Annotated in this window: 12 protein-coding genes and 1 riboswitch; of the genes, 4 read left to right on the top strand and 8 right to left on the bottom strand. The window is 64.3% G+C overall.

The window, feature by feature from the left end; genetic code table 11:
• Positions 1–11 precede the first annotated feature (11 nt).
• Both metF and ahcY read right to left on the bottom strand, forming a co-directional pair.
• Positions 12–857 carry a methylenetetrahydrofolate reductase [NAD(P)H] gene (gene metF, locus ACNFCI_RS01050; RefSeq protein WP_196145954.1) on the bottom strand — a complete coding sequence of 282 codons (846 nt, stop codon included), beginning with the start codon at positions 855–857 and terminating at the stop codon, positions 12–14.
• A gap of 145 nt (positions 858–1002) precedes the next feature.
• Positions 1003–2412 (bottom strand): adenosylhomocysteinase, encoded by a 1410-nt coding sequence (gene ahcY, locus ACNFCI_RS01045; protein ID WP_084854040.1) that lies wholly within the window; start codon positions 2410–2412, stop codon positions 1003–1005.
• A 21-nt stretch (positions 2413–2433) separates the two neighbouring features.
• Positions 2434–2529: riboswitch (S-adenosyl-L-homocysteine riboswitch) on the bottom strand.
• Between the two features lie 179 nt (positions 2530–2708).
• Between ahcY and ACNFCI_RS01040 the strand changes: the two genes are divergently transcribed.
• Positions 2709–3110, top strand: a complete 402-nt coding sequence (locus ACNFCI_RS01040; protein ID WP_043207235.1) for an acyl-CoA thioesterase — start codon at positions 2709–2711, stop codon at positions 3108–3110.
• 68 nt (positions 3111–3178) lie between these two features.
• Here ACNFCI_RS01040 and ACNFCI_RS01035 read toward each other — a convergent pair whose 3' ends face one another.
• Positions 3179–4414, bottom strand: a complete 1236-nt coding sequence (locus ACNFCI_RS01035; protein ID WP_368829480.1) for a cation:proton antiporter — start codon at positions 4412–4414, stop codon at positions 3179–3181.
• Between the two features lie 227 nt (positions 4415–4641).
• On the opposite strand from ACNFCI_RS01035, the gene ACNFCI_RS01030 reads away from it, so the two are divergent.
• Positions 4642–5475, top strand: a complete 834-nt coding sequence (locus ACNFCI_RS01030; protein ID WP_196145950.1) for an EamA family transporter — start codon at positions 4642–4644, stop codon at positions 5473–5475.
• Between the two features lie 28 nt (positions 5476–5503).
• A complete protein-coding gene (locus ACNFCI_RS01025) occupies positions 5504–5890 on the top strand; it encodes an MAPEG family protein (protein WP_084854046.1) in 387 nt (128 codons plus the stop codon).
• 105 nt (positions 5891–5995) lie between these two features.
• Here the strand turns inward: ACNFCI_RS01025 and ACNFCI_RS01020 are convergent, their stop codons facing one another.
• Positions 5996–7147: a murein transglycosylase A gene (locus tag ACNFCI_RS01020; protein ID WP_368829479.1), complete on the bottom strand. Its 1152-nt coding sequence runs from the start codon at positions 7145–7147 to the stop codon at positions 5996–5998.
• A 118-nt stretch (positions 7148–7265) separates the two neighbouring features.
• Between ACNFCI_RS01020 and ACNFCI_RS01015 the strand changes: the two genes are divergently transcribed.
• On the top strand, positions 7266–7712 hold the full coding sequence (locus ACNFCI_RS01015) for a c-type cytochrome (protein ID WP_084854049.1): 447 nt from the start codon (positions 7266–7268) through the stop codon (positions 7710–7712).
• A gap of 124 nt (positions 7713–7836) precedes the next feature.
• On the opposite strand, the gene ACNFCI_RS01010 is transcribed toward ACNFCI_RS01015, so the two are convergent.
• The 4 genes from ACNFCI_RS01010 to metK all read right to left on the bottom strand — a co-directional run bounded on the left by ACNFCI_RS01010 (position 7837) and on the right by metK (position 11977).
• On the bottom strand, positions 7837–8232 hold the full coding sequence (locus tag ACNFCI_RS01010; RefSeq protein ID WP_084854051.1) for a DUF1090 domain-containing protein: 396 nt from the start codon (positions 8230–8232) through the stop codon (positions 7837–7839).
• 126 nt (positions 8233–8358) lie between these two features.
• Positions 8359–8754, bottom strand: a complete 396-nt coding sequence (locus ACNFCI_RS01005) for a DUF1090 domain-containing protein (RefSeq protein WP_416767236.1) — start codon at positions 8752–8754, stop codon at positions 8359–8361.
• A gap of 61 nt (positions 8755–8815) precedes the next feature.
• Positions 8816–10489, bottom strand: a complete 1674-nt coding sequence (gene ligB, locus ACNFCI_RS01000) for an NAD-dependent DNA ligase LigB (RefSeq protein WP_416767235.1) — start codon at positions 10487–10489, stop codon at positions 8816–8818.
• A 297-nt stretch (positions 10490–10786) separates the two neighbouring features.
• Positions 10787–11977, bottom strand: coding sequence for a methionine adenosyltransferase (gene metK, locus ACNFCI_RS00995; protein ID WP_196145943.1), 1191 nt, complete (start codon positions 11975–11977; stop codon positions 10787–10789).
• Position 11978: the final 1 nt, after the last annotated feature.

Raw genomic sequence — 11978 nt, 5'->3', positions numbered from 1 at the left:
GCCGAAATGTGTCAGCGCGGTAGCTTGAGGTTGTTCCAGATCGCCAGGCTGGGCTCGGCCTGGTTCAGGGTGTAGAAATGCAGGCCCGGTGCGCCGCCTTGCAGCAGTTGTTCGCACATGCGGGTGATCACCTCCTCGCCGAACGCCTGGATGCTGGCAGTGTCGTCGCCGTAGGCTTCCAGCTGCTTGCGGATCCAGCGTGGAATCTCGGCGCCGCAGGCGTCGGAGAAGCGCGCCAGCTTGCTGTAGTTGGTGATCGGCATGATGCCGGGCACCACCGGGATATCCACACCCATCTTGCGGGCGCGCTCGACGAAGTAGAAGTAGCTGTCGGCGTTGAAGAAGTACTGGGTGATGGCGCTGTCGGCACCGGCCTTGACCTTGTGCACGAAGTTGGCCAGGTCGCTTTCGAAGTTGCGCGCCTGCGGGTGCATTTCCGGGTAGGCGGCCACTTCCAGGTGGAAGTGATCACCGCTTTCCTGGCGAATGAATTCGACCAGGTCGCTGGCGTAGCGCAGCTCGCCATAGGCCATGCCCATGCCGGACGGCAGGTCACCACGCAGGGCGACGATGCGCTTGATCCCGGCGGCCTTGTACTGGTTGATCAGGGTGCGCAGTTCATCCTTGCTGTCGCCGACGCAGGACAAGTGCGGTGCGGCCGGGATCTTCACCTCGCTTTCCAGCTGCAGCACCGTGTTGAGGGTGCGGTCGCGGGTCGAACCGCCGGCGCCGTAGGTGCAGGAGAAGAAGTCCGGGTTGTAGCCAGCCAGCTGGCGGGCCACGGCCATCAGCTTTTCATGGCCGGCATCGGTCTTGGTGGGGAAGAATTCGAAACTGTAGCGGCGTTCTTGTGACATCTCTTATTCCTCAGCTGCAAGCGACAAGCCGCAAGCTGCAAGTAAAAGCCAGGGCGGTGGGGGCCGGCCTGGCTTGGGCATCCATCAAGATCTACAGGCTGCGAGCGCCAGGCCGGTTGTCGCCGCCTGGCACTCGTAGCGCCGCTTAGTAGCGGTAGGTGTCTGGCTTGAACGGGCCTTCGACGGTGACGCCGATATATTCGGCCTGCTGCGGGGTCAGCTGGGTGACCACACCGCCGAAGCCGCGGACCATTTCCAGGGCCACTTCTTCGTCGAGTTTCTTCGGCAGCACTTCCACGGTCAGGCGCTCGGCCTTCTGCGCGGCTGGCAGCTCGGCGAACTTCTGCTGGAACAGGAAGATCTGTGCCAGCACTTGGTTGGCGAACGAGCCGTCCATGATGCGGCTTGGGTGGCCGGTGGCATTGCCCAGGTTCACCAGGCGGCCTTCGGCCAGCAGGATCAGGTAGTCGTCGTTCTGCGGGTCGAAGGTGCCGGCGCCGGTGCGGTGGATCTTGTGGACCTGCGGCTTGACCTCTTCCCATGCCCAGTTCTTGCGCATGAAGGCGGTGTCGATTTCGTTGTCGAAGTGGCCGATGTTGCAGACCACGGCGCGCTTCTTCAGGGCCTTGAGCATGTTGGCGTCGCAGACGTTGACGTTACCGGTGGTGGTGACGATCAGGTCGATGCGGCCGAGCAGGTCACGGTTGATGCCGTCTTCGGTGCCGGTGTTGATACCGTCCTTGAACGGCGAGACCACTTCGAAGCCGTCCATGCAGGCCTGCATGGCGCAGATCGGGTCAACTTCGGTGACCTTGACGATCATGCCTTCCTGGCGCAGGGACTGGGCCGAGCCCTTGCCCACGTCGCCATAGCCGATCACCAGCGCCTGCTTGCCCGACAGCAGGTGGTCGGTGCCGCGCTTGATGGCGTCGTTGAGGCTGTGGCGGCAGCCGTACTTGTTGTCGTTCTTGCTCTTGGTGACCGAGTCGTTGACGTTGATCGCCGGGACTTTCAGCTCGCCCTTGGCCAGCATGTCCAGCAAGCGGTGTACGCCGGTGGTGGTCTCTTCGGTGATGCCGTGGATCTTCTCCAGCATCGCAGGGTATTTCTTGTGCAGGATCTCGGTCAGGTCGCCGCCATCGTCCAGCACCATGTTGGCGTCCCATGGCTGGCCATCCTTGAGGATGGTCTGCTCGATGCACCACTCGTACTCCTGCTCGGTCTCGCCCTTCCAGGCGAATACCGGAATGCCGGCGGCCGCGATGGCGGCGGCGGCCTGGTCTTGGGTGGAGAAGATGTTGCACGACGACCAGCGTACTTCGGCACCCAGGGCGACCAGGGTTTCGATCAGCACGGCGGTCTGGATGGTCATGTGGATGCAGCCCAGGATCTTCGCGCCCTTGAGCGGTTGTTCAGCCTGGTACTTGCGGCGCAGGCCCATCAGTGCGGGCATTTCCGATTCGGCGATGATGACTTCCTTGCGGCCCCAGTCGGCCAGGGAAATGTCGGCGACCTTGAAGTCGGAAAAACCTGCAGGCGTGTTTACAGCGCTCATCGAGAGCCTCCATTCGTAGTGTGCGAATGGGCGCCGTTGTGCGTTAAGCGTCCGCGGTGCGGACAACGCCCCAACCGAGCCTGACAGGTCGAACCTGCTGCAGCGCCCCTCGGCTGGGTGGCGGGATGACCCCCGCGGCGGGTGGCCATGTGAATCGGCAGGGATTATAGCCGTGGCACCGGGCCACGCCCAAGGTTTTCTGTCGATTAATCGAGACGATAGTCGATGTTCAATGGAGCACTGCCGAAGGCTCTGCCATCATTACCGCACGTCAGCCAAGCAGGTCAGGAGTCCCGATGAATTTCCACACCCGCAAATGGGTAAAACCCGAAGACCTCAACCCCAACGGCACGCTGTTCGGCGGCAGCCTGTTGCGCTGGATCGACGAAGAGGCGGCGATCTACGCCATCGTCCAGCTGGGCAACCAGCGCGTGGTGACCAAGTACATGTCGGAGATCAACTTCGTCAGCGCCTCGCGCCAGGGCGACATCATCGAGCTGGGCATCACTGCCACCGAGTTCGGCCGCACCTCCATCACCCTCAAGTGCGAAGTGCGCAACAAGATCACCCGCAAGAGCATCCTGACGGTGGACAAGATGGTCTTCGTCAACCTGGGCGAGGACGGCCTGCCGGCCCCGCATGGGCGAACCGAGATCAAGTACATCCAGGACCAGTTCCCCGACACCGCGGTGGAATGACGCTTGCGCGCCCCGTCTGTGGGAGCGGCCTTGTGCCGCGAAAGGGCCGCAAAGCGGCCCCAAAAACTTCAAGGCTGCGCGGTTACCCCGCGCACCACCCGCCCGATGCTCAACCCCTGCACCAGGATCGACGACAGCACCACGATATAGGTGATCGATAGCAACAGGTCGCGCTCAGGCCCACTGGGCAGCGACAGCGCCAGGGCCACCGACACGCCACCGCGCAGGCCGCCCCAGGTCAGTACGCGCACGGTGCCCTTGGGCACGCTGCGCCAGCGGCGCAGCAGGACGATGGCCGGGGCCACGGTGAGCAGCCGCGACAGCAGCACCGCCACGGCCAGCACGCTGCCGGCGGCCAGGTGCAGCCAGTTGAACGGCAGCAGCAACAGCTCCAGGCCGATCAGGGCGAACAGCAAAGCATTGAGCATGTCGTCGATCAGTTCCCAGAAACCGTCCATGTAGCGTCGGGTCATGTCGTTCATCGCCAGGTTGCGCCCCAGGTTGCCGATGATCAGGCCGGCCACCACCATGGCGATCGGCGCCGACACGTGCAGCTCGTAGCACATGGCCGACCCGCCGATGACCAGCGCCAAGGTCAGCATGACCTCGACTTGGTACTGCTCGACGCTCTTGATCATGCGGTAGGTGGCATAGCCGATCACGCCACCGAAGACGACGCCGCCGATGGCTTCGCGGGCGAACAGCACGGCCGTGTCGGCGAAGCTGGGCGCCTCGCCGAGCTGGACAATGCCGAGCAGCACGGTGAACACCACCACTGCCGTGCCGTCATTGAACAGCGACTCGCCGACGATGGTGGTCTTCAAGGGCTTGGACGCGTTGGCGGTACGCAGCGCACCGAGCACGGCGATCGGGTCGGTGGGCGAGATCAGCGCGCCGAACAGCAGGCAGTAGATCAGTGGCACGTCCCAGCCGAACAGGGCGAAGACCCAATGCGCGAGGAAACCGATCACCACGGTGGCGATCAGCACGCCCAGGGTGGCCAGCAGGCCAATCGGCCAGCGGTAGCTGCGCAGGTCGGCGAGGTTGACATGCAGGGCGCCGGCGAACAGCAGGAACGACAACATCCAGTGCATCAACAGGTCGTTGAAGTCGATCTGGTTCATCAGGCCTTCGACGTGGGCCTCCAGGCCAGGGAAGCCGATCAGGCTCAAGCCCTGCAATATCAAGGAGAACAACAGCGCGGTGACCATCACGCCGATGGCCGGCGGCAGGCCGATGAAGCGGTAGTTGACGTAGGTGAGGAGGGTAGTCAGGCAAATAAACGCAGCAACAAGTTCAAGCATCCCAAATCCTGTAACAGTGGCTTCCAAGTCGTGGCCCGAATCGCTCGGGCAGTTGTTCGATGACTTGACGAGGGGTTCGGGACACAGGATTTGACCAGAATTGTCGGAATCGTTCTGCTTGGCTGAGGATTTGTGGTGCGGCTGGGATCGAGCGCAATGAAGCTCTACCGCCCTGCACTTCGACCCCCTATATTCACAACCATAAAACGTAGTAAGGACAACAAGGCGTGTTGGCAACTTCGCTGGTGTTGGTCGCCGCCCTGCTGCACGCGACCTGGAATACCCTGATCAAATTCAGTGGCGAGCGCTTGCTGGTGATCGCCAGCATGGACCTGGTGGCCCTGGTTTTCGCCGTATTGGCAGTGGCCTTCGTCGACTTTCCACCCGGGGAGATCTGGCCCTGGTTGCTGGCTTCGGCCCTGGCCGAGCAGTTGTACCGTTTCCTGCTGATCCAGGCCTACCGGGTCGGTGACCTGGGGCTGGTCTATCCTCTGATGCGGGGCTTGTCGCCGCTGGTGGTGCTGGGGCTGACCCTGGCTTTCGCCGGCGAGGCGCTGAGCGACAAGCAGATCATCGGCATCCTGCTGATCCCCTGTGGCATGGCGTGCCTGTTGTGGCAGGGCGGCGGCGGTGACCGGCTGCCCTGGTCGATGCTGCCGGTGGTGGCGCTGATCGGCCTGTGCATCGGTTGCTACACCTGGTTCGACGGCAAGGCGGTGCAGCTGTGGGGCAAGCCGATGGACTACCTGGTCTGGCTGACGTTGCTCAGCGCCTGGCCGTTCCCGTTGCTGGCCTGTGTGGCACGGCGAGCGCCGTTCGCGTTGTTCTGGCGGACGCAGTGGCGCCTGGGGCTGGCGGTAGGGTTGTGCGTATTGTTGAGCTACGCCCTGGTGCTGTGGGCCATGCACCTGGGCTCGATCGCCGAGGCGGCGGCGTTGCGTGAGCTGAGCGTGATCCTGGTGGTGCTCATGGGCATGCGCTACCTCAAAGAACCTTTTGGCGGGCCAAGACTCCTAGCTTGCGGGCTGGTCCTGGCAGGCATGCTGGTGATGAAGCTCTGACCAACGATTTGAACAAGGAGTCCTGTCCATGACCGTAGCCCTGTGGTGCATCCTGATCGCCCTCATCCTGCCACCGCTGTGCGGGTTGACGGCCAAGCTGAGCAGTGGCCGCTTCGGCCTGCGCGACAACCATGACCCACGTGCGTTTCTCGACACCCTCTCGGGCCTGCCACGGCGCGCCCACGCAGCGCAGCAGAACGGTTACGAGGCGTTTCCGGCATTCGCTGCGGCAGTGCTGGTGGCCGACATCGTCGGCAATGCCGAGCAGGTGACCCAGGATGTGCTGGCGGTGCTGTATATCACCAGCCGCCTGCTCTACATCATCTGCTACCTGGCTGACCTGGCGATCCTGCGTTCGCTGGTCTGGTTCGCCGGGCTGGCGATGATCGTGGCGTTGTTCGTGGTCTCGATCTGACTGGAAGGCCAATCGCCGGCAAGCCGGCTCCCACAATAGAGCAGCGCTTGTGAGAGCAGCGCTGGCCTGGTGGGAGCCGGCTTGCCGGCGATTGGGCCGATGAGGTCAAGGCACTTTCGGCACGTCGGGCAGCGGCGCGCCCTTGGGCCACAGCAGCCAGATCTGCCCTTGCTGCTTCATGTTGCCCGCCAGCTCGCCGGCCTCGGGGCCGGTGCCCCAGAACAGGTCCGCGCGCACCTCGCCGGTGATCGCACCACCGGTGTCCTGTGCGCCCACTGGGCGCGCTACCGGTGTGCCATCGGGGCGGGTCGTCGACAGCCACAGCAAGCTGCCCAGTGGAATCACCTTGCGGTCGATGGCCACGCTGTACCCGGCCGTGAGCGGCACGTTCAGGGAGCCACGTGGGCCTTCGTTGCTGTCCGGTCGGGTGCTGAAGAATACGTAGCTCGGATTGCTGGCCAGCAGTTCCGGCACGCGCTGTGGGTTGGCCTGGGCCCAGGCATGGATGCTGCCCATGGTCACGTCTTCTTTCTTGAGTTGCCCCTGTTCGACCAGCCAGCGCCCGATGGGGCGGTACGGGTGGCCGTTCTGGTCGGCATAGCCGACGCGCAGTTGACGACCATCTTCGAGCTGGATGCGCCCCGAGCCCTGGATCTGCAGGAACTGCAGGTCCATCGGGTCGGTCAGCCAGGCCAGTACCGGTGCCTTGGCGCCGTCGCGGTAGATCGCCTCGGCAGTGTCGTAGGGCTTGAGCACCCGCCCTTCGATACGCCCGCGCAGGCGCTTGCCCTTGAGCTCCGGGTAGACGCTGGCCAGGTCGACCACGATCATGTCCTCGGGCACGCCATAGACCGGCACATGGGCGGTTTCGGTGTGCTCCAGGCTGCCTGGGTAGACCGGTTCGTAGTAACCGGTGATCAGGCCGTTGGCGTTGTTCTCGGCCGAGCGCAAGCCGTAGACCTGCAGGTTCTGTTGCAGGAAGGCGCGTACCTGGGCGGCGTCGTCCGGCATGCGCGCGGCGGCCTCGCAGGTGGTGGCCCAGATCGGGTCACGCTTGAGCTTCTCGCAGCCATTGCGCCAGGCTTGGAAGCCCGCCAACAGGTCGCTGTCGCTGACGGTCGGCAGCTCTTGCCAGGTGGCCGAGGCATAGGTCGCCACGGCATGGGGTTCGGGCTTGGCGTTCTCGCCGCCATTGCAGCCGGCCAGCAGGGCCAGGGCAGGGAGCGCCCAGGCGAGGTGGCGCAGAGCAGATGTCATGGTCGAATCCTTGAGTGGGTGGCCGGGTGTGGGCTACCCATGGTTTTCGTAGGGGTATTGGTCTTTGTCGAGCAGACGAGGATACTGTTGGCCCTTTCCCTATGCCAATGTGACCGTGATGTTGAAATGTTTCACCGTTCTGCTGTTGGCTGGCCTGACCCTGGCGGCCTGCGACCGTGTCGATCCTAACTCACCCCTGGGCCAGCGCAAGGCGATCTTCAAGCAGATGCTCAAGACCAGCGAGGACATGGGCGGTATGCTGCGTGGGCGCCTGCCGTTCGACGGTGCCCGTTTCGCTGAAGGGGCCGTGAAGCTCGATGGCCTGGCTCATGCACCCTGGCAGCATTTTCCACAGGTCAAGGATGAAGGCGACAGCAGTGCGCGACCCGACGTGTGGGAGCGTCAGGCGCGTTTTCATGACTTGGCGCGGCAACTGGAGGGGGTGACGGGGGAATTGGTGGGCGCTACCCGTGAACAGCCGCTCGACGTAGCGCGGTTGAAGGCGCCGATGGACAAGGTGGAGGCGGCTTGCAAGGCGTGCCATACGGAGTTTCGTAACCACTGAAACGGTGGTGGGTTGGGGCCGTTTTGCGGCCCTTGCGCGGCGCAAGGCCGCTCCTACGGGCATATGAATCGGTGTAGGAGCGGCCTTGTGCCGCGAAAGGGCTGCGCAGCAGCCCCTGACAGGATCACTTGTCGAGCTCGAGCTCGGCTTGTTTCAGCTCGGCTTCGGATTCTGCAAGCTTGCGCTCGCGCTTGGCGATCTTGTCGGCATCGCCCTTGGCCTTGGCTTCGCGGAGGTCGGCCTGGCGCTCGGCGATCTCGGCCTTGGCTTTCTCGATCTTGGCCAGGCGCTCTTGGCGCAGGCCGGCGTCGGTGCAGTGCTCGGTGTTTTCCTTCAGGGCTTTTTCCAGGCCACGGATTTCGCCCCAGTTGTTGTGCTGCCTGGCGTATTCGAGCTGGTTCTCGATGGCGCTGCGCTTGGCCGCGCAGCCGGTCAGGCCTGGGCTGGGCTGCGCCGCTTGCAGCGAGCCTGCGGCCAAGCCGAGGGCAATCATCAGCGCCAAGGAGGAGCGTCGTTTCATGGCGGTTTCCTTTCGAAGTAATAGCAACAGAGAATGTAGGGAATAGTGCCTACATTCCTGCTGCCAGGTGAACTCCGATCGGAACTACCGCATCGTTTTCAGAAAATTCCTACGACTACCGCGGTATCAGCGCTCCAGCCTGTCAACGGCTTCCTGAAATTCTTTCTTGGCCTCGGCGAGTTTTTCCTTGCGCTTGTTGATCTTCTCGGCGTCGCCCTTCTTCATCGCCTTGTCCAAGTCCTTGGTGCGCTGGTTCACTTCGTGACGGGCGTCGAGCACCTTCTGTTCGCGCTCCTTGCGCAGGTTGGCGTCGGTGCAGTGTTCGGTGACTTCGTCGAGGGCCTTTTTCAGGCCGGTCTGTTGCTCGGCGTTGCCGTTGGCGCGGGCCTGTTCGATCTGTTCGCTGATGGCCTGGCGCTTGGCCGCGCAACCGGTCAGCCCAGGTTGCTCTTCAACGGCCAGCAGGGGGCCGGCAGCCAGGCCGAGCAAGGCGGTCAGGGCAAGGGACGAAAGCAGTTTCATCGGGGACTCCATTCGATGGCAGGGCAACGGAAAAGGGAAATGCTGCCCTGATCCGAGGAATTTAGAAACCCTCGATTGCCTGGGCTCGCAATTGTTCGGCCACCCGGCCAACCGATTCATCAGTGAAAAATGCCACCAGTTGTGCTGCTCGCCCAGGGCCGATACCGGGCTCGGCACGCCATTGTTCGACGCTTCGGGCTGCCAGGCTCGCCCAGTCGGGCGCAAGTTGCAGGCTGCTGGGCACCGGCGCGCCCAAGCCTCGAAGCCAGCGCTCGAAAGGCTGGCGCCTTGCTTGCGAGAAGGCCTTCAGCAACTGCTCCGCACGTGCCGTGCTGATGCCCGGTATACCCAGCAGGTCCTCGCGCTCCAGACCGAGCCAGGCATGCAGGTCGCTGATGACGCCATGCTCGACCAACTGCGCCCAGGTCGCGGGCCCTACACCCGGCATCTGCAGCCCCTGGCGCCCACCTAGCCAGGCCAGGCGGGCGAGGAATTGTTGCTTGCACGGTGCGTCTGGCCGCCAGCAACTGAGCGCATGATGTTGGCTGGGGTCCGGCGCCAGGACGGGCGGGCGATCAGTGCTGCGGTGCACCACGCCTTCGAACCTGGGCACGGTGAGGCCTGCCAGGGTGATCGCCACCTGGTCGCCGGGGCGGATGTCCAACGCTTGCCAGCGTGCCAGTGACCCAACGCTGACCACACTGATCCGGCGTTCATCCAGCATCACCGGGCTCAGGTGCAGCAAGGGTGTGATGCGCCCGGTTCGCCCGACCTTGAAGCGCACGTCTCGCACTTCGGCCAATGCCTGCTGGAAGGGGTACTTCCAGGCTGCGATCCAGTAGGGCGGCTTGGCGCGCCAGCGGCGGGCCGGTGGGCGGCTGTCCTGGCGCAGGATCACGCCGTCGGTGGCGAAGGGCAGGGGCGAGCGGTACCAATGCTGGCGCCAATGGGTGGCCTGCGCCATGTCGTCGATGGCGACGCTGTAGCGCTGGCTGTCGGGGAACCCGAGTTCGGCCAGCCGAGCCAGGCGTTCGTCCTGGTTGCTCGGCCCGCTCGGCCAGTCCCAGACGAACACGCCGACGCCTGCGCCTTGGGCAGCGGTCAACTGCTTCCTCGCCATCAGCCCGGCGATGGTGCTTCGGGCATTGGCGCCGCCTGCCTTGGCTTGAACGTGTTGCTCGAGGCGCCAGTACAGTTCACCTTGCAGCACCAGGTCCAATGGCTCGGGCAGGTGGCGCGGCAGGCCGGTTAGCTGTGCGATGTGCCGGCTCCAGTCGTGGCCTCGCACACCGTCGCCGCGGCTGAGCACCTGCACCAGCTGGCCGGATCGGTACACCAGGGTTGCGGCGACGCCATCCACCTTCGGTTGTATCCAGACGTTGCGCTTGCCATCGAGCCAGCGGGCCACAGCGCGCTCGTCGTCCAGCTTGGCCACGCCTGTATGTGCGACCGGGTGGGCAACAGGGCCGCCGGCGCCAGACAACGGGGCGTGCGCTTGAGGCAGGCCGAAGCAGGCCTGGAGCTGGCGCAGGCGTTGGAGGCTCTGGTCGTAGATTTCATCGGCGACCAGGGAGATGCCCTGGCGGTGGTAGTGATCGTCCCAGCGGGCGAGGGCCTCGCCCAGCTGCGCAGCCTCTTCGTTGGCGCGCTGCGCAGGCCAGTCGGGGCAGGGCGAGGCATTGGCCCAGAGGGCGAAAGAACACAACAACAGGGGCAAGAACAGCATGAAGCGCATGGCCGGCATCCGTGCGTGGCGTAGTCGAATGCTCAGCCTAGGCCGCTGCCATCGGGCGTGCCCGATCAAGGTGTCAGACGATGTTTCGTCGCTCTGTGGGTGGTGTGGCGGATGGGGCGCGTGCGTGGAGCATCGTCGGCAAGCCGGCTCCTACCTGCCCTGCGCGGTCCCAAAGACATCGCCATACCTGTGGGAGCCGGCTTGCCGGCGATTGGAGCGGAACAGGCGATGCAGGATGAAAAAAGCCCCCGCCGATCGCTCGGCGGGGGTTCGTCACAGGCAGCGCAAGCGAGACGCTTACAGGCCAGCTGCGTTGCGCAGGGTCTCGGCGCGGTCGGTGCGTTCCCAGGTGAAGGTGGTGAAGGTGTCGTCGCCGACGGTCTTCTGCTGCGGAATGCGGCCGAAGTGGCCGTAGGCAGCGGTCTCCTGGTACATCGGGTGGAGCAGGTCGAGCATGGTGGTGATGGCGTACGGACGCAGGTCGAAGCACTCGCGGACCAACTGCACGATCTTCTCGTCGGCGATCTTGCCGGTGCCGAAGGTGTTGATCGAGATGGAGGTCGGCTGGGCCACGCCGATGGCGTAGGACACCTGGATCTCGCAACGCTCGGCCAGGCCCGCGGCAACGATGTTCTTGGCCACGTAGCGGCCGGCATAGGCTGCCGAACGGTCGACCTTGGACGGGTCCTTGCCGGAGAAGGCGCCGCCGCCGTGGCGGGCCATGCCGCCGTAGGAGTCGACGATGATCTTGCGCCCGGTCAGGCCGCAGTCGCCCACCGGGCCACCGATGATGAAGTTGCCGGTCGGGTTGATGTGGAACTGGGTGTCCTTGTGCAGCAGCTCGGCCGGCAGGGTGTGCTTGACGATCAGCTCCATGACGGCTTCACGCAGGTCCTTGTAGGACACTTCCGGGTTGTGCTGGGTCGACAGGACCACGGCGTCGATGCCGACGACCTTGCCGTTCTCGTAGCGGCAGGTGACCTGGGACTTGGCGTCCGGGCGCAGCCACGGCAGCAGGCCGGACTTGCGCGCCTCGGCCTGGCGCTCGACCAGGCGGTGGGAGAAGCAGATCGGGGCCGGCATCAGCACGTCGGTCTCGTTGCTGGCGTAGCCGAACATCAGGCCCTGGTCGCCCGCGCCCTGGTCTTCCGGCTTGGAGCGGTCGACGCCCTGAGCGATGTCCACCGACTGCTTGCCGATGATGTTCATCACGGCGCAGGTGGCGCCGTCGAAGCCAACGTCGGAGCTGTCGTAGCCGATGTCGATGATGACCTTGCGCACCAGTTCTTCCAAGTCGACCCAGGCCGAAGTGGTCACTTCGCCGGCAATGATGGCGACACCGGTCTTGACCAGGGTTTCGCAGGCCACGCGGGCGTACTTGTCCTGGGCGATGATTGCATCAAGGACCGCATCCGAAATCTGGTCGGCGATCTTGTCCGGATGCCCTTCGGACACGGACTCGGAAGTGAAAAGGGAGTATTCGCTCATC

This window comes from Pseudomonas sp. NY15356 (assembly GCF_048068175.1).
In the GTDB taxonomy this organism is placed as follows: Bacteria; Pseudomonadota; Gammaproteobacteria; order Pseudomonadales; family Pseudomonadaceae; genus Aquipseudomonas; species Aquipseudomonas putida_K.
This window is presented reverse-complemented; position numbering and strand designations above follow the sequence as displayed.